The sequence below is a fragment of the Mesorhizobium sp. M0011 genome (assembly GCF_040324155.1).
Classification (GTDB): Bacteria; Pseudomonadota; Alphaproteobacteria; order Rhizobiales; family Rhizobiaceae; genus Mesorhizobium.
In genome coordinates, this window is sequence record NZ_JAMYVQ010000061.1 from 1 (window position 1) to 15,059 (window position 15,059).

21 protein-coding genes and 3 tRNA genes are annotated in these 15,059 nt (G+C 60.9%); 11 read left to right on the forward strand and 13 right to left on the reverse strand.

The features are described 5' to 3' along the window. On the reverse strand, positions 1-109 hold a 109-nt coding region (locus NKK51_RS31870), incomplete at its 3' end, for a GTP-binding protein (protein ID WP_352556263.1). Between the two features lie 312 nt (positions 110-421). Here NKK51_RS31870 and NKK51_RS31875 point away from each other — a divergent pair. After that, positions 422-1,309: a DMT family transporter gene (locus tag NKK51_RS31875; protein ID WP_352556237.1), complete on the forward strand. Its 888-nt coding sequence runs from the start codon at positions 422-424 to the stop codon at positions 1,307-1,309. A gap of 176 nt (positions 1,310-1,485) precedes the next feature. Continuing rightward, positions 1,486-1,623, forward strand: coding sequence for a hypothetical protein (locus NKK51_RS31880; protein ID WP_164778452.1), 138 nt, complete (start codon positions 1,486-1,488; stop codon positions 1,621-1,623). A 75-nt stretch (positions 1,624-1,698) separates the two neighbouring features. Here the strand turns inward: NKK51_RS31880 and NKK51_RS31885 are convergent, their stop codons facing one another. Next, positions 1,699-1,956: a GlsB/YeaQ/YmgE family stress response membrane protein gene (locus NKK51_RS31885; protein ID WP_023812088.1), complete on the reverse strand. Its 258-nt coding sequence runs from the start codon at positions 1,954-1,956 to the stop codon at positions 1,699-1,701. Between the two features lie 131 nt (positions 1,957-2,087). On the opposite strand from NKK51_RS31885, the gene NKK51_RS31890 reads away from it, so the two are divergent. Continuing rightward, a complete protein-coding gene (locus NKK51_RS31890) occupies positions 2,088-2,558 on the forward strand; it encodes a YidB family protein (RefSeq protein WP_352556239.1) in 471 nt (156 codons plus the stop codon). A 78-nt stretch (positions 2,559-2,636) separates the two neighbouring features. Here the strand turns inward: NKK51_RS31890 and NKK51_RS31895 are convergent. After that, positions 2,637-2,710, reverse strand: a tRNA-Gly gene (locus NKK51_RS31895). An 89-nt stretch (positions 2,711-2,799) separates the two neighbouring features. Then, a tRNA-Tyr gene (locus NKK51_RS31900) sits at positions 2,800-2,884 on the reverse strand. 198 nt (positions 2,885-3,082) lie between these two features. On the opposite strand from NKK51_RS31900, the gene rlmB reads away from it, so the two are divergent. Beyond that, entirely contained in the window at positions 3,083-3,931 is an 849-nt protein-coding gene (rlmB, locus tag NKK51_RS31905) for a 23S rRNA (guanosine(2251)-2'-O)-methyltransferase RlmB (RefSeq protein WP_352439970.1), read from the forward strand. A 209-nt stretch (positions 3,932-4,140) separates the two neighbouring features. Here the strand turns inward: rlmB and NKK51_RS31910 are convergent, their stop codons facing one another. The 3 genes from NKK51_RS31910 to gcl are packed head-to-tail and all read right to left on the reverse strand — an operon-like array spanning position 4,141 to position 7,692. Further along, positions 4,141-5,058 carry a 2-hydroxy-3-oxopropionate reductase gene (locus NKK51_RS31910; protein ID WP_352556241.1) on the reverse strand — a complete coding sequence of 306 codons (918 nt, stop codon included), beginning with the start codon at positions 5,056-5,058 and terminating at the stop codon, positions 4,141-4,143. 44 nt (positions 5,059-5,102) lie between these two features. Next, positions 5,103-5,900: a 2-oxo-tetronate isomerase gene (gene otnI / locus NKK51_RS31915; protein WP_352556243.1), complete on the reverse strand. Its 798-nt coding sequence runs from the start codon at positions 5,898-5,900 to the stop codon at positions 5,103-5,105. Positions 5,901-5,910: 10 nt separating this feature from the next. Further along, entirely contained in the window at positions 5,911-7,692 is a 1,782-nt protein-coding gene (gcl, locus tag NKK51_RS31920) for a glyoxylate carboligase (protein ID WP_128306059.1), read from the reverse strand. 214 nt (positions 7,693-7,906) lie between these two features. Between gcl and bhcR the strand changes: the two genes are divergently transcribed. Next, positions 7,907-8,728, forward strand: a complete 822-nt coding sequence (gene bhcR, locus NKK51_RS31925) for an HTH-type transcriptional regulator BhcR (protein ID WP_352556244.1) — start codon at positions 7,907-7,909, stop codon at positions 8,726-8,728. A 79-nt stretch (positions 8,729-8,807) separates the two neighbouring features. Here bhcR and NKK51_RS31930 read toward each other — a convergent pair whose 3' ends face one another. From NKK51_RS31930 to NKK51_RS31940, 3 genes are all read right to left on the reverse strand, one after another. After that, positions 8,808-9,113 carry a BA14K family protein gene (locus NKK51_RS31930; protein ID WP_023812095.1) on the reverse strand — a complete coding sequence of 102 codons (306 nt, stop codon included), beginning with the start codon at positions 9,111-9,113 and terminating at the stop codon, positions 8,808-8,810. Between the two features lie 447 nt (positions 9,114-9,560). Further along, a complete protein-coding gene (locus tag NKK51_RS31935) occupies positions 9,561-9,764 on the reverse strand; it encodes a hypothetical protein (protein ID WP_352556246.1) in 204 nt (67 codons plus the stop codon). 212 nt (positions 9,765-9,976) lie between these two features. Continuing rightward, positions 9,977-10,144: a hypothetical protein gene (locus tag NKK51_RS31940; protein ID WP_352556248.1), complete on the reverse strand. Its 168-nt coding sequence runs from the start codon at positions 10,142-10,144 to the stop codon at positions 9,977-9,979. Between the two features lie 155 nt (positions 10,145-10,299). On the opposite strand from NKK51_RS31940, the gene NKK51_RS31945 reads away from it, so the two are divergent. Further along, positions 10,300-10,375: transfer RNA gene (locus NKK51_RS31945), tRNA-Thr, on the forward strand. Between the two features lie 225 nt (positions 10,376-10,600). Here the strand turns inward: NKK51_RS31945 and NKK51_RS31950 are convergent. After that, positions 10,601-11,008 carry a response regulator gene (locus NKK51_RS31950; protein ID WP_352556250.1) on the reverse strand — a complete coding sequence of 136 codons (408 nt, stop codon included), beginning with the start codon at positions 11,006-11,008 and terminating at the stop codon, positions 10,601-10,603. 118 nt (positions 11,009-11,126) lie between these two features. Here NKK51_RS31950 and NKK51_RS31955 point away from each other — a divergent pair, with 118 nt between their 5' ends. The 3 genes from NKK51_RS31955 (at position 11,127) to NKK51_RS31965 (ending at position 12,503) form a co-directional block, all read left to right on the forward strand. Next, entirely contained in the window at positions 11,127-11,360 is a 234-nt protein-coding gene (locus NKK51_RS31955) for a hypothetical protein (RefSeq protein WP_352556252.1), read from the forward strand. Positions 11,361-11,528: 168 nt separating this feature from the next. Further along, a complete protein-coding gene (locus NKK51_RS31960; protein ID WP_352556254.1) occupies positions 11,529-12,254 on the forward strand; it encodes a Crp/Fnr family transcriptional regulator in 726 nt (241 codons plus the stop codon). A gap of 9 nt (positions 12,255-12,263) precedes the next feature. Next, the gene (locus NKK51_RS31965; RefSeq protein WP_352556255.1) at positions 12,264-12,503 is read left to right on the forward strand and encodes a DUF6894 family protein; all 240 of its coding nucleotides are present in this window, start codon (positions 12,264-12,266) and stop codon (positions 12,501-12,503) included. 223 nt (positions 12,504-12,726) lie between these two features. Here NKK51_RS31965 and NKK51_RS31970 read toward each other — a convergent pair whose 3' ends face one another. Continuing rightward, a complete protein-coding gene (locus NKK51_RS31970) occupies positions 12,727-12,966 on the reverse strand; it encodes a hypothetical protein (protein WP_127291337.1) in 240 nt (79 codons plus the stop codon). 549 nt (positions 12,967-13,515) lie between these two features. Here NKK51_RS31970 and NKK51_RS31975 point away from each other — a divergent pair. Continuing rightward, the gene (locus NKK51_RS31975; protein WP_352556257.1) at positions 13,516-13,938 is read left to right on the forward strand and encodes a DUF983 domain-containing protein; all 423 of its coding nucleotides are present in this window, start codon (positions 13,516-13,518) and stop codon (positions 13,936-13,938) included. A gap of 32 nt (positions 13,939-13,970) precedes the next feature. Here the strand turns inward: NKK51_RS31975 and NKK51_RS31980 are convergent, their stop codons facing one another. Continuing rightward, positions 13,971-14,114, reverse strand: a complete 144-nt coding sequence (locus NKK51_RS31980; RefSeq protein WP_352556259.1) for a DUF1515 family protein — start codon at positions 14,112-14,114, stop codon at positions 13,971-13,973. 224 nt (positions 14,115-14,338) lie between these two features. Between NKK51_RS31980 and NKK51_RS31985 the strand changes: the two genes are divergently transcribed. After that, positions 14,339-14,722 (forward strand): hypothetical protein, encoded by a 384-nt coding sequence (locus NKK51_RS31985; RefSeq protein ID WP_352556261.1) that lies wholly within the window; start codon positions 14,339-14,341, stop codon positions 14,720-14,722. Positions 14,723-15,059 lie beyond the last annotated feature (337 nt).

Consider the following 15,059-nt stretch of genomic DNA (forward strand, 5'->3'; position numbering starts at 1 on the left):
CAAAATACTTGGTGATCGCCGCCGTCAGCGACGTCTTGCCATGGTCGACGTGGCCAATCGTGCCGATGTTCACGTGAGGCTTGTTACGCTCGAATTTACCTTTTGCCATTGTCTCTTTCCTTGGACGGCCCGGATCTTCAGTTCGGTCGAAGACCTTCAGTTCAGTCGAATGCGGGGCGATTAGCGACAAAGGCCAAAAAACACAAGCGTCTTTTGGCCGGGTGCCGTCTCACTCAGTCCGAACCATCGATCCGATTGCGGGGATATGACGCTGATATAGGAAGGCTCTGGGCAAAATGAAGGGGTAGCGGGCCGACCGATCGAGGCCGCGAAAGCGCTGGCTTGCTTGCCCGGCCCTGTCTGAATCATGGCCAGGCCATGGACCATTGCCGCCACCACCCGCCTCTGATCTTGTGGCCGGATGCATTTCATCCCTGCCTCGATCCGCGGCCCGCTGTTCATGATCGTCTCGACGGGATCGTATCTCGTCAACGACACGATGATGAAGCTCGCGACGGCTGGCCTGCCGTCCTATGAAGTGCTGTTTCTGCGGGGTGCCGCGGCAGCCCTCTGGGGCTTCCCGCTTTTGTTCGCGCTGGGCTACGGCAAGCAGATCCCGCTGATCTTCGACAAGCGCGTACTGAGCCGGAACGTGCTCGAGCTGGCGGCGATCCTTTGCTATGTCGTCGCGCTCGCCAACATGCAGATCGCCGATTCCACCGCGCTCGGCCAGATCACGCCGCTCTTGATGCTGGTCGGCTCCTCGATCCTGTTTGGCGAACGGATCGGCGGCCGGCGCATGGCGCTGATCGGGCTCGGCTTCGTCGGAGCGCTGATGGTGGCGCAGCCGAGCATGCAAGGCATTTCGGTCTACGCCTTGCTGGCGCTCGGCAATGCCACATTTGCGGCAGCGCGCGACCTTGCCGGTCGGCGGGTCGCGGCCGAGGTGCCGGGGATGATCGTGGCGATTTCCGCAGTCGTGGTGGTGCTGATCGGCGCCGGCGCCGCGCATCTGGTTTCAGAGCGCTGGGTCATGCCCGGGGCACATCACCTGCTGCTGATGGCGGGTGCTGGATTTTTCCTGATCTTCGGCCATTTCTTCATCTTCATGGCCTATCGCGTCGGACCGACCAGCGCCGTGGCACCGTTCTATTATTGCTTCACCGTCTGGGCGGTGATTTCGGGCCTGCTGGTGTTCGGGCAATTCCCAAACACACTGGCGATCTGTGGCATCCTGCTGGTGGTCGGCAGCGGGCTGACCATCGTGTCGCTGGATCAGCGTCAGCGCCGGCTGGCCGTCGTCGCCTGATGCATGTCGCCCAAAAGTGCCCCGGATTTGGGAGAACGACATGCATAAACAAAGACCTGGAGCCTCCGCATCCACGCATGCGCGGATGAGCAGTTGCCGCGCCGAAAAAGATCGTCTAATCGGCGAAGCATAGTTCGATCGACGACGAGATGATCAATCAGCCAAGGGAGTTCCCCGTGACCGATTTTGACCAGAACAAGAGCTCCGACGCCGAGCACAAGGCCGCTATCCGCAAGTCGCTTGTCGGCTGGGCGGTGTTCATCGCCGGAACGCTGATCTTTTTCGTCGCCGCCGATGCAGTGTTGATGCCATAGACGAGCCGCTGCACGTACAGGCCTGAAGCCGGTCTTGCCTTCGGAAACTCGAAACCTCAGACGATCCGCAGGTGCCTAAAGCGTCCGCCTTGCGCTGAACTGATGGTAGGCCCACAGCACGACCACCGCCCCAACCACCGCGACGATCAGGCTGGAGATGTTGAGACCGGTGACACCCACGCCAAAGATCTGGCTGCAGATCACGCCGCCGACAATGGCGCCGACGATGCCGAGGACGATATCCATGATCAGGCCCTGGCCGGTCTTGTTGACGATCTTGCTGCCCAGGAAGCCGGCAATGGCGCCCAGAATGATCCAGCTGATGATACCCATTTTTTCCTCTCCATCCCCTCGCCAGCCGACATTTTCATAGGATTGTCAAAACCTCAAGCCAGCTTGAAATTCTGCCCGAATGCTTCATTGTTGATGAGGGGTCGGGCCTTGGTCGCTATGGAGGATCCACGATGGGACTTTTTGACAACGCCGTTCCCGGCGGCAACATCACCAAACCCCTGATGATCGCGCTCGGCGCATTGCTGGTCGGCAAGATGCTGAGCGGCAGAAGTGCCGAAGAGCCAGAACAGTCTCCCGCGCCCGCTCCGACCGCCCCCGCCCCCGTCCCGACGGAAACCACATCCGCCGATGGTGGCCTGGCTGGCGGATTGGGCGGCCTGCTCGACAAGCTCAGAAATGCCGGCCACGGCAATGCCGCCGACTCCTGGGTCGGCACCGGGCAGAACCAGCCGATCAATGCCAACGATCTTGGCACCGCGATCGGACCGCAGATCATTCGCGAGATCGCGCAACGGACCGGGCTGGACGAGCAGGAACTGCTCAAGCAACTGTCCACCGCCCTGCCCGGTATCGTCGACAGACTGACGCCGAACGGCCAGGTGCCGCAGCAGCACCAGGTCGCCACCGCGTTCAACAGCTGACGCGGCGCAGCCACTACAATTGGAGCACTGCGCGCCTCGTGCGCAGTGTTTCGGCTTGCCGGTGATGGGATAAGTGTCTGGAGCGGGTAGCGGGAATCGAACCCGCATATTCAGCTTGGAAGGCTGCTGCTCTACCACTGAGCTATACCCGCGCCGTTCCTCAAGTACCGGATTCATCCGAAAAGCGCCATGCACTTTTCGGTCCGATTCTTGTCACGTTTCAGGGCTTCCGGGCCGGCAGTGGTGGAGAGGGTTGGATTCGAACCAACGTAAGCTAAGCTAACGGATTTACAGTCCGTCCCCTTTAACCACTCGGGCACCTCTCCAGTCTGCCGCCGGAGCCATGCAACGAGGCATTCACGCCGATCCGGACCCGAGTTATGTGTTCTCCGAAACCAGCGCAGCGCCTTATGGCGGCAAGCCCATTGGGTGTCAACCGCGCAACCATGGTTTTTCGTTTCTGTTCGCCGGCTGTAGTGACAGGCCATATCCTTGGCCGGAGGACACCGCTATAGAAGCCAGCCATGAGCGACAAAACCAACACCCCCAAAGACACCCATTACGCCAAGCTGCGCCGCGCCTATCGCGACGAGAAAAGCGGCGGCGCGCCGGCGTTCCGGCCCCGACAGCCGGTTCCGCCGGGCGAAAATGCCGCGGATGGCCTGGTGCGGCTCTACGGCCTGCACACCGTGCGCGCCGCACTCGACAATCCGCGCCGCAAGATTAGGAAGATGCTGGTGACGCGCAACGCGGCCGAGCGACTGGAAATCGCCGATCTCGCCGCCCTGCCCTTCAAGACGGAACTGGTCGAACCCAGGGACATCGACAAGATCACCGGGTCGGACGCCGTGCATCAGGGTGTGCTGATCGAGGCCGAGCCGCTGAAAGCCAAGCGGCTCGATGCGCTTGGCGACGCGAAGCTGGTGCTGGTGCTCGACCAGATCACCGACCCGCACAATGTCGGCGCTATCCTGCGCTCGGCGGTCGCCTTCGGCGCCGGCGCGCTGATCACCACAGCCCGCCACAGCCCGCAGGAATCGGGCGTGCTGGCGAAATCCGCCTCCGGCGCGCTGGAGCACATCGACCAGATCGAGGTGAAGAACCTCGCCGACGCACTCGGCCAGTTGCACGAGGCCGGCTTCCGCACCATCGGACTTGATTCGGACGCGCCGGCCGAACTCGAAAAGAGCTTTGCCGGAGAAAAGATCGCCTTGGTGCTGGGCGCCGAAGGCAAGGGCCTGCGCCAGAAGACGCGCGAGACGGTGACCACGCTGGCGCGGCTCGACATGCCCGGCGCCATCCATTCGCTCAACGTGTCGAATGCCGCGGCGATCAGCCTTTACGTGGCGCGGACATTTTTGAAGCGCGGCTAGAGCAATTCTAGGAAAAGTGTGAAGCGGTTTTCCTTCCAGAATTGCGTCAAGACAAAGAGTTAGAGCATTTCGCCGTTTCCGTGAAACGGTGGAATGCTCTAAGCCAAAAATATCTCGAAACGAGAAACGGGTTCCGACAGACGCCGGAACCCGTTCTTCGACGGGCCAAGAGTTTGCGGCTTGGGAACGTTGCGCCGCCCTCTCCTGACCTATGCCGCTTTGCCCCTGGCGTCGGCTGCCTCGCTGCCGACCTCGAAATTGGCCATCCGCTCCAGCGCCCTGACCAGCGCCGAATGATCCTCCTTGGCGCCGCCATTGGCCGCGCAGGAATTGAACAGCTGCTGAGTCGTCGAGGTGTTGGGCAAGGAAACGCCGAGCGCCTTCGCGCCCTCCAGCGCGAGGTTCAAATCCTTCTGGTGCAGTTCGATGCGGAACCCCGGCGCGAAGGTGCGCTTGACCATGCGCTCACCATGCACTTCCAGAATGCGCGAGGCGGCCAGCCCGCCCATCAGCGCCTGCCTGACCTTGGCCGGGTCGGCGCCAGCTTTCGATGCAAAAACAAGCGCTTCGGCGACGGCTTCAATGGTCAGCGCGACGACGATCTGGTTGGCCACCTTAGTGGTCTGGCCGACGCCGTTCGGTCCGACCAGGGTGATGTTCTTGCCCATCTTCTCGAAGACGGGCTTGGCGCGCTCGAAGGGGGTTTCCTCGCCGCCGACCATGATGGTGAGCGACGCCGCCTTGGCGCCAACCTCGCCGCCCGAGACCGGCGCGTCGAGATAGTCGCAGCCCAGGTCGTTGATGTTCCTGGCAAAAACCTTGGTCTCGATCGGGGAGATCGAGCTCATGTCGACGACCAGCTTGCCTTTTGCCAGGCCGGACGCGACGCCGTTGTCGCTAAACAGCACATCGGCCACCTGCGGGGTGTCGGGCACCATCAGGATGATGATGTCGGCAGCCTTGGCCACGGCGGCGTGGCCGGTGACGGTCTTCAGGCCTTTGGCGACGAGGTCGGCCGGCGGCTTGGAGCGATGGTCGCTGGCGATGACATGATAGCCCGCATCCAGCAGGTGCCCCGCCATCGGCGCGCCCATGATGCCGAGGCCGATGAAGCCGATGGTTTCCATTGTGGTTCTCCAAATGACTGTGTGAAACGCCCCCCCTCTAATGCTTACGCCGCAGCACTTCCCTGCCCGGCCAACTCCCGAAGCCACCCCAAGCCAGCCTCCGTCCCGGCCTTAGGCTTGTACTCAGCCCCGACCCAGCCGGCATAACCGATGCGGTCGATATGCTCGTACAGAAACGGAAAATTGATCTCGCCCGTCCCCGGCTCGTGACGGCCGGGATTATCCGCAAGCTGAATATGCGCGATGCGGCCAAGGTTAGCCTCGATGGTCCGGGCGAGATCCCCCTCCATGATCTGCATGTGATAGATGTCGTATTGCAGGAACAGGTTTTTCGAGCCGACGCGATCGATCAGCGCCAAGGCCTGATCGGAATAGTTGAGGAAGAAGCCCGGAATATCGCGCGTGTTGATCGGCTCTATCAGCAGCCTGATGCCGGCCTGCTCCAGCTTTTCCGCCGCGAAGGCGAGGTTTTCGGCAAAGACATCCTCCAGCACCTTGCGGTCGGCGCTGGCCGGCGCGATGCCGGCCAGGCAATTGACCTGCTGGCAGCCGAGCGCCTGCGCGTAGGTGATCGCCTTGGCGATGCCCTGGCGGAATTCCGGCACACGGTCCGGCAGCACCGCAATGCCGCGTTCGCCCTTGCCCCAGTCGCCGGCCGGAAGATTGAACAGCACCTGGGTCAGACCGTTCTTCTTCAGCCGGGCCGCGACGACATCGGGCGCATGGTCGTAGGGGCCGATATATTCGACGCCCTTGAAGCCGGCGCGGGCGGCGGCATCGAAACGGTCGAGGAACTCATGCTCGCCAAAGAGCATCGAAAGATTGGCTGAAAACCGCGGCATTCTTTTTCTCCTAATCCAACATCACGATCGCTGTCGGCGCATCTTCCTGATGTTCGGCAAGCTCCTCGAATTCGGTGATCTTGTCGATCTCGGTGCCCATCGAGATGTTGGTGACGCGTTCGAGGATGAATTCGAGCACGACCGGCACCCGGTGCTCCTTCATCAGCCGCTGGGCCTCCTTGAAGGCACCGGCGAATTCTTCGGGCTTGCGCACCCTGACCGCCTTGCAGCCCATCGCCTCGGCGACGGCAACATGGTCGACGCCGTAGCCGGCCTCGGGATCGCCTGCCCGGTTGATGTTCTCGAAGGCAAGGTCGACCTCGAAATCCATCGAGAACCCACGCTGCGCCTGGCGGATCAGGCCGAGATAGGCGTTGTTCACGACGACATGCAGATAGGGCAATTTGTGCTGTGCGCCGACCGCCAGTTCCTCGATCATGAACTGGAAATCATAGTCGCCCGACAGCGCCACGATGGTGCGGTCCGGGTCGGCGGCGCGAACGCCAAGGGCCGCCGGCAAGGTCCAGCCGAGCGGGCCGGCCTGGCCGCAATTGATCCAGTTGCGCGGCTTGTAGACATGCAGGAACTGCGCCCCGGCGATCTGCGACAGGCCGATCGTGGTGACATAGGTGACGTCGCGGCCGAACGCCTTGTTCATCTCCTCATAGACACGCTGCGGCTTCAGCGGCACCTGGTCGAAATGCGTCTTGCGCTTCATCGTCTTCTTGCGGGCCTGGCATTCCTTAGCCCAGCCGGACCAGTCGCGCAGCTTGCCCGCCGTCTTCCATTCGGTGGCGACGTCGAGCAGCATCTTCAGTGCGGCACCGGCATCCGAAACGACGCCGAGATCCGGCGCGAAGACACGGCCGATCTGCGTCGGCTCGATGTCGACATGGATGAATTTTTTGCCATTGGTGTAGACATCGACGGAGCCGGTGTGGCGGTTGGCCCAGCGGTTGCCGATGCCGAAGACGAAGTCGGCTTCCAGCATCGTCGCATTGCCATAGCGGTGCGAGGTCTGCAGTCCGCACATGCCGGCCATCAGCCGGTGATCGTCGGGGATCGCTCCCCAGCCCATCAAGGTCGGGATGACCGGCACGCCTGAAATCTCGGCGAATTCGATGAGCAGATCGGACGCATCGGCGTTTATGATACCGCCGCCGGCGACGATCAGCGGCTTTTCGGCGGCGTTGAGCATCGTCAACGCCTTTTCGGCCTGGGCGCGCGTCATGGCCGGCTTGAACGGCGTCAACGGCTCATAGGCGTCGATGTCGAATTCGATTTCGGCGAGTTGCACGTCGACCGGCAGGTCGATCAGCACCGGGCCGGGACGTGACGAGCGCATCAGGTGAAACGCCTTCTGCAGCGCCATGGGGACGAGGTAGGGTTCCATGACGGTGACCGCCCATTTGGCGACCGGCGCGGCAATGGCTGATATGTCGACGGCCTGGAAATCCTCCTTGTTCAGCCGCGCCCGCGGCGCCTGACCAGTGATGCACAGGATCGGAATGGAATCCGCGGCGGCCGAATAGAGCCCGGTGATCATGTCGGTGCCGGCTGGACCCGAAGTGCCGATGCACAGGCCGATATTGCCCGCCTTGGCGCGGGTAAAACCTTCCGCCATGTGCGAGGCGCCCTCGACGTGACGGGCAAGCACATGGCGGATCGTGCCCCTCGCCTTCAGCGCCGAATAGAACGGATTGATCGCCGCGCCCGGCACGCCGAAAGCGCAGGAAATGCCTTCCTTTTCGAGAACGAGAACCGCGGCATCGACAGCGCGCATCCTGGCCATTTTCCAGCCCTCCACGGGTTTGTCATTGTTGGATTGGCCAAGGATGTCAGCACGCCGGTTATTTTTCAATTTTTTCAGAATATTTTTTCATTTCTAGAAAACGGCGTCACTTTCTTGATTTTATTTGATTTTCTGTTTTCCAGGAATCCGACCCGCGAACGTAGTGAAAAACTTTTTCATTGTGCATTTGGCGAAACCGGCCGAGATTGACTGCATGGAAACCACCGAAAAACGCCAGCGCGGACGGCCGCGCGCTTTCAACGGGCCGTCGGAGGCCAGCTCGGTGCAGTCGCTCGACCGGGCGCTGCGCATCCTGGCCATTGTCGCGGAAGGCAGCGGCCTGTCGCTGAGCGAGATCTCTGCGCAGAGCGGCCTTGCCGCGTCCACCGCCTATCGCATGCTGACGACGCTGCAAAACCACGGCATGGTCGAATTCGACACATCAGACCAGCTCTGGTCGATCGGCGTCGAGACCTACCGCATGGGCGCGGCCTTCCTGCGCCGCCGCAAACTGGTCGACCGCGCCCGTGTCGTCATGCAGGAGCTGATGGAAAGAACCGGCGAGACCGCCAATCTCGGCGTCGCCGAGGACGATTGCGTGGTCTTCGTCAGCCAGGTCGAGACGCACCAGGCGATCCGCGCCTTCTTCCGGCCGGGCACGCGCAGCCCGTTCCATGCGTCGGGCATCGGCAAGGCGGTGCTGGCGCATCTCGAGCCGGAGCGCGTCGGAACCATCCTGCGCAAGGCCGGACTGCAGCGCTTCACCGACCGGACGTTGTCCGACATTTCGGCGCTTGCCCACGATCTGGCGCGGATCAAGCTGCGCGGCTGGTCGGTCGACGACGAGGAGCGGCACCCCGGCATGCGCTGCGTGGCAGCCGCCATCTTCAACGAATTCGGCGAGCCTATCGGTGGCGTCTCGGTGTCGGGACCGACCGTGCGGGTGACGCCGGAGCGGCTCGCCGAGATCGGCCCGCTGCTGCGCGATGCCGCCGCCGAGGTGACGCGGATGATCGGCGGCATCAGGGCGACCTGACGGTCCGATCGTTTCAAGCACAGCGAAAAGAGGGGCTGCGGGGCGCCCCTCTTCTGGCTGATTGAAACGCCACCTCCTCTCAGAGACGGCAGTAGTGGCGATAGCCGTCGTGGCCGAGATAAGTGTCGGAGTCCGCATCATAGCTCTGGTAGCGGTCATAGCAGCGGCGGACGTGCCACGAGCCGCCGCCTTCGTCGACATAGACGGTGCGCGGCTGGGCGAGCAGGCTGCCGAGGACAAAGCCGCCGACGCCGGCCGCAATGCCGATGCCGATTTCGCGGTTGTGGTGATGGCTGTGGGCGGCCGAGGGCTGGACGGTGCCGGCCAGCGTGGCGGCGGCAACTGCAGTGGCGATGAGGCCGGAAACGAGTGTGCTCTTGAACATGACGATCTCCTTGCTTCGTTGACCGAGGCGATCCATCCGCCTCTTGATCATCTGTCGTCGCGGCCAGGAAAAAGGTTCGAATCTTTTTTCGATTTTTCTGGGATCGGGGAAATCGGATCGACCGAGGTCATGCTGACGGCGACCTTGCGAGAGCTTGGCGAAGAAGTTGATGCGGCTGATCTCCCCCCTTGCGGGGGAGATGCCCGGCAGGGCAGAGGGGGGTGCTGTCCCGCCAGCTTGTCAACCAATCAGGGCGAGGCAACCGCACGGACAAAATAGAGAAAGTTCATGGGGAAGCCGGTGATCCTTCACACCCCCCTCTGTCCTGCCGGACATCTCCCCCGCAAAGGGGGAGATCGGCAGCTTTGCCGTCCCCACTTCACAAAGTGATCGCCCAACGCGAAAAGGGCGGCCGAAGCCGCCCTTTTGGAAGAATGGGTCCCTCCATCAAAGGAAAATGATCACCCTGCCATGCCTGTGGTGATGGTTGTAGTGCTTCCACCAGTACTTCTTGAAGTGCTTCTTGTGATGGTTGTAGTTGTGGTGATGGCCGTGCATGCCGTGGGCTGACGACGTGCCGACAGTGCCGGCGAGCGCGCCGGTGGCGACGAAGATGGCGACGAGGCCTGAGGTAAGAGTGCGCTTGAACATGATGATCTCCTGGATCTTTTGATCGAGGCGACCCATTCGCCTCTAACCACAGTCGGCGCGGCGCGGCAAAAGGTTCGAAGGGCTGGAGATTTTTTGTGGGGCGCCATTGGCGCAAACGAGCAACGACGGCAAGGGACACCAATGAACCGTCGCCCCCTATTCCCCTATTCCCCTATTCCCCTATTCCCCTATTCCCCTATTCCCCTATTCCCTCACCCCATCCCCGTGACATGGCGCAGCCAGAAGGCCAGCGCGATGAAGCCGATGATGGTGGTGAGGCCGGTCCAGTCGACATTGGCCTTCTTCACATCGCTGATGATCTTCACCAGCAGCATCCAGGCCACGAAGATGATCGGGAGAATGATGACTAATCTGATCATGCGACACCTCTGCGCAAAGCGATTGCACCTTCCCCAGATGTAGGAAGCAATCTAGGGCTTTTCAGGATGCCCTCGCCGACGGGCCACGCGGCATGCCAGGAAAAAACGGAGTTTTGTCTTTACTGGCGCAACAAATATGCTAACCGGAGCGCCGTGCCCTTGTAGCTCAGCTGGTAGAGCAGCGGTTTTGTAAACCGAAGGTCGGCGGTTCGATTCCGTCCGGGGGCACCAGCACAGTGCGAATGGCAGCGCCGCGCGGCCGCGTGCACCATTGATCGCTTTCTGCATTGTTACCCGCATAACGAGCGGAGATAGCAACAATGTGGATCTTGGCGGCTGTTTGTATTGGGTTCGCGTTAGCCTTGTCTCTGGGGTGGGCTATGGGGCTTTCGAAGTAGGTGCACATAGTGATCCGCCCACTGAAGCAGTATTCGCCTTCCAATACGCCGACTTGCTCTAATGACAGGGTTCGCCTCCGTTCGCTGCTGTTGGGTGTTGCTGATTGAGCAGTGTCGACAGCGCCGTAATAATCTGGGGGAGGAAGAATGGCTTGACGATCATCACGCTGTCTGGGACGCCTTCAGACCCCCACAAATCCGCACTATCGCCGCTGATGTAGACCACAGGTAGGCTTGAGTTGCCTCGCCTTACATGCCTGGCTATTTCCCACCCAGATTCTCCTGAGCCGAGGCGAATGTCCGTAAGGAGGCCGGCGAACTTGCTTGGATCCTCATCAAACGCCTCCACGGCGGCTTCGGCATTCGGCACTCCTACGACGAGAAAGCCAGCTTCCTGCAAAGCTGTTTCAAGGTCGAGCAGGATCAGGGGTTCGTCTTCGACGACCAGAATAGCAATGTCGCTCATGAGGCCCCCTACGTCGGCCAAAGCAACGGCGGGACAGAACTTTAGTTCCATCTAAAGGGTAACTTGGATGTGATATGGCTTGGTATGAAACCAACTACGCCTCGCTTTTGACCCGCCTATGAACGCCATTGACACCGTGCTGAATGACCTGGAGCTAGCACGTGCCCTGCGCGCCAGCCTTGCGCATGAGCGGGCCCGAATGCGTGCGCTGCTCGACGATATTGCTCATGTTCGCATGGAAGTCAGAGACGCCGCCGCAATCCGGTTTCATGTGCGTTCTTCACCCGACGACAAAAAGTTCTTACGGTTTGAAGAGGCCGGCGCGCCGTGTCTCTTCCCGCCCGCAACATAGCAGCGGAGCCATTGTACGAATCGTACCCAACGGCTGGTTAGACGTTTAAATGTAGCCTTTGATCGATTTCAGGAGGATAAATCTCCATCGCCTGCTAACTTTTTGGGCGCAGGCGACTGAGAGATAGCTGAGGTGCGGTGCTCTTGCCCCAAACTGGGAGGCGAGAGCGTGGCTCAGCTTCATCAACCACACATCCGTAATCGGCTACTGACGTCTTTGTCGCCAGATGACTTCGCGCTCATCGCGCCGCATCTCGAACCGGTCACGTTGGGGGTCCGCGAACACTTGTTCAAAGCGGAGCAGCAGATCACGCATGTAACCTTCCCGGAACGAGGGATTGCCTCGATTGTCGCCGACACCGAGGAAGGACGGTTTGAGGTAGGCATGGTCGGATCAGAGGGCCTCGCGGGAATTTCTGTCGTGCTCGGCGTCGACCGCACGCCTCACACCTGCATGGTTCAGGCTGCGGGTGAAGCATTCCGTATCGGGGCGGTCGAGCTTCAGGCGGCGATGGACCACAGCGCCACGCTGCGCGAGCTTCTTCTTCGCTTCGTGCATACCTTCATCGTGCAAGTCAGTCAGACCGCGTATGCCAATGCTGGCTACTCCATCGAGGAGCGGCTGGCGCGCTGGCTGCTTATGACCCATGATCGGCTGGAACAGGACGACATGCCTGTAACGCATGAGTTCATGAGCATCATGCTGGGCGCGCGTCGCCCCGGTGTGACCCTTGCGGTGCAGATGCTGGAGGGCGTCGGTGCGATCAAGAACACGCGTGGTCAGATCCTAATGAAGGATCGCGCCAAGCTGGAATCGATCGCAGGACAGGCCTATGGTTATGCCGAGAGGGAATACTCGAACGTGTTCCAGTTCCCCATCAAGCGAGAGCAATGAGAGGGGCACTTGCGCTACTTCATGAACGTGCGCTGCCGGGGAAGGCTAATCCCCGACCACGAGGGCGACGAGCTGGCAAGTGAGGCGGCCGTGCGCGGCCATGCGTTAGCGAACGCGCGTGATCTCGTTTTCAACACCCGCATGGACACGATGCGCAGTTGGTTCGACTGCAGCTTCGAAGTCACGGACGAGAGCGGCAGAACGGTGCTCGTGATGCCGTTCAGCGAGGTGGTTGAGGATCGGTTCTGAACTGCCACCCGCTGCCCCATTCACGGCAGCAGCGGGCGTCCCCAAGGAGGACGGGAGGGCGGTCCCTGCCAAGCCATAACCATTAGCATTACCTGATGTTCCATCGGAAGTAGGCCCGGACCACTTGGGTGAGTACCGACGCGGGTCCGACCAAGGTTGCCTTTCTTCGACCAGCAGCGCGGGGCGCGCTGCCGCTAGGAACCCCTAAATCATCGGGCAGCCCTCATGTCCCTTCATTGGTAAGCGGTCTCGGCCGCACAATGTTCAAATCAAACTTGGTTGGCAGGTCGGGTCCCGTATTGTGAATGGCGGTGGTCGTCATTCGATGGACGGGCGGGATGATTACCATCCGGACGTTTCGTTCAGGCCAGAGCGGCTTTCCGAAGATCAGGAACGCGACTGCTATCAGGACGGCGACCAAACCCGCTGCAAATGCGTTCGCAATGATCTGGCCAAGCTGCATGCGCTCTCCGTGAATGATTACCCGCCACGCCAAGCGAGCCGTGGCGGGTAATCAACGAACCGGCGATGAAGGGACGATGATCGACGGCCACGTTCCAAATGTCGAAAAGGCTGTGTTGTTTCAGGGGTCAGACCTTTGCGCCTCGGCATCGGGCTTTAGTCGGACCCAAACAAGGCCTTGGCGGTTGCGTCATTGGCAGAGGGTTGGCGTAGCAGCGTCAACGCGAAGGCCCGTCACTGATCAGCAATGACGGGCCCTGCCTCGAGACCACTTGGCCGGGGGGCTAAGCCAAGTTAACAGCCAAACGTCATTTTCAGAACCAGGTTCCCTTGACCAAAAATCGGAGTTTCAGTGGGGCCGCCCCCACTTCCGGGCAGAGGCGGACCGGCCGGGGCTTGGGTGCCTCGACCGGCAGCGGGCACGCTGCCGCTTTTTCCAACCCGCATTGGTAGTTCGTCGAGCTCCCGCCTCCTGTCCTGGATGACATCGCGCTAAGGGCGCCCATCCACAGCGGACCGGAACTATGCCGAGTCTGCCGCGTTGCCGGTCATGACTGACTACAACGAAACCACAAACCCGATCCTGACCGGTTTCAAGGGCCAGTGCCCACGGTGTCAGCAGGGACACCTGTTCGCAGGTTACCTGAAGCTTGCTCCACGTTGTAATGTCTGTGGGCTCGATTTTTCCTTTGCCGACCCGGCTGATGGGCCTGCATTTTTCTCAATGTCGATAGTTGCATTCCCGGCCCTTGCCTTTGCTCTTTGGCTTCAGTTGCGGTTCGAGCCACCTTTCTGGATACACATTCTCACAAGCCTGCCCCTGACCATCGGGGCATGCATATTGTTGCTTCGACCACTTAAAGGCTGGCTCGTGTGTTCTCAATATTTCCACAAGGCAGCAGAAGGTTCGATTGACCGAGATTGGCATGCCGCTGAGGCCGACCGCCAAAGGTTGGAGCCGCACGGTAAATAGATGAGGCATTGGCCCCTGCCGCGTGATATCAATCACCCGCCCCGCAGCACGCGCCAGATATCCGCCCAATAGGCTGTGACAAGCGAGGCCGGCGCCGCCGCAGCCATGCCAGTGACGCCCAAGGCCCCCAGGCCCATCAACTTCCAACGGGTGACCTCGGCAGTTACCGGCTTCACGCCCGTAATATCCCGTTGAGCTTGGTAACAGCGGATTCCATGAGCGAGCGCGAATGCACGTCTTGTTTGAACAGCTTACTCACGCCCGAATGCTCGTTAGAGACGCCGCCGCGATCCGCGCCCATCTGCGCGCGGCCCTTGCGTATCAAACCGTACGTTGAATCCTTCTTGGGTCACGCGTGAGAAGAGAGTAAATAAATCCCTTCGCAGCAAGGGAGGCCGCGATGGTTGAAACGCATATGGAAGTCGCACGCGCGGCTATCGAAACCAGCTTTCGGTTGCGGCACCATTCCCTGGCCGGAACTGCCTCGTTTCGCCGGGATATGGATCACTCCCGACGCGCAATCGAGGCATCACGCGAACTGCTCACGCGCCTTCGCCAACGTCACCGCGATGACATGGCCCAGGGGTGGGAAGATCCGGGCCCGACTCCTGCTTCCGTCTCCGCCTTCGATGCTGATATTCTTCGCTCTGCATTTCGAGCCCTGGTCAGGGATATGAGCGTGCCTGAATGTCAATGGCGCGATTTGGCTGAGAGCCTGGTCCGCGAATATGTCGGGTGCGAGAAGATCGACGTTGGCCTGTTGGATTGGATCACCCACAAGTAGTCACCAACGCAAAACAGCCCGTCCCGCCCACATTGCCGGTGACACGAAACGGGCTGCGGAAGCCGGCATGCGGTGCTTCCTGCAATCCAACTTTGTGTGCGCACGGTTGTTCCGTCAGCTTCTGCTGAAAAGCGGGTACATTCTGCTGCCGTGGCCATTCGACAGTCGCTGGTAGAGCAGACCCGCCGCTCCATTTGCGAAGCGACGGGCTCTCGCCCACCCCATACCTGTCAGAGGGTAGTGTGCTGAGAGTTCTGCAAATTCGCTGAGAGAGGGCGGTCATGGCAGGCTGGTGATGTTCAACGTCACCGATTCCCGCGAAGGAACGCCACCATGA

Excerpts from the sequence above, each read along its gene's own strand:
- NKK51_RS31875 (WP_352556237.1), top strand. The coding sequence starts at position 422 with ATGCATTTCATCCCTGCCTCGATCCGCGGCCCGCTGTTCATGATCGTC.
- NKK51_RS31885 (WP_023812088.1), bottom strand. The coding sequence starts at position 1,956 with ATGGGTATCATCAGCTGGATCATTCTGGGCGCCATTGCCGGCTTCCTG.
- NKK51_RS31890 (WP_352556239.1), top strand. The coding sequence starts at position 2,088 with ATGGGACTTTTTGACAACGCCGTTCCCGGCGGCAACATCACCAAACCC.
- rlmB (WP_352439970.1), top strand. The coding sequence starts at position 3,083 with ATGAGCGACAAAACCAACACCCCCAAAGACACCCATTACGCCAAGCTG.
- NKK51_RS31910 (WP_352556241.1), bottom strand. The coding sequence starts at position 5,058 with ATGGAAACCATCGGCTTCATCGGCCTCGGCATCATGGGCGCGCCGATG.
- otnI (WP_352556243.1), bottom strand. The coding sequence starts at position 5,900 with ATGCCGCGGTTTTCAGCCAATCTTTCGATGCTCTTTGGCGAGCATGAG.
- gcl (WP_128306059.1), bottom strand. The coding sequence starts at position 7,692 with ATGGCCAGGATGCGCGCTGTCGATGCCGCGGTTCTCGTTCTCGAAAAG.
- bhcR (WP_352556244.1), top strand. The coding sequence starts at position 7,907 with ATGGAAACCACCGAAAAACGCCAGCGCGGACGGCCGCGCGCTTTCAAC.
- NKK51_RS31930 (WP_023812095.1), bottom strand. The coding sequence starts at position 9,113 with ATGTTCAAGAGCACACTCGTTTCCGGCCTCATCGCCACTGCAGTTGCC.
- NKK51_RS31935 (WP_352556246.1), bottom strand. The coding sequence starts at position 9,764 with ATGTTCAAGCGCACTCTTACCTCAGGCCTCGTCGCCATCTTCGTCGCC.
- NKK51_RS31940 (WP_352556248.1), bottom strand. The coding sequence starts at position 10,144 with ATGATCAGATTAGTCATCATTCTCCCGATCATCTTCGTGGCCTGGATG.
- NKK51_RS31950 (WP_352556250.1), bottom strand. The coding sequence starts at position 11,008 with ATGAGCGACATTGCTATTCTGGTCGTCGAAGACGAACCCCTGATCCTG.
- NKK51_RS31955 (WP_352556252.1), top strand. The coding sequence starts at position 11,127 with ATGAACGCCATTGACACCGTGCTGAATGACCTGGAGCTAGCACGTGCC.
- NKK51_RS31970 (WP_127291337.1), bottom strand. The coding sequence starts at position 12,966 with ATGCAGCTTGGCCAGATCATTGCGAACGCATTTGCAGCGGGTTTGGTC.
- NKK51_RS31975 (WP_352556257.1), top strand. The coding sequence starts at position 13,516 with ATGACTGACTACAACGAAACCACAAACCCGATCCTGACCGGTTTCAAG.
- NKK51_RS31985 (WP_352556261.1), top strand. The coding sequence starts at position 14,339 with ATGGTTGAAACGCATATGGAAGTCGCACGCGCGGCTATCGAAACCAGC.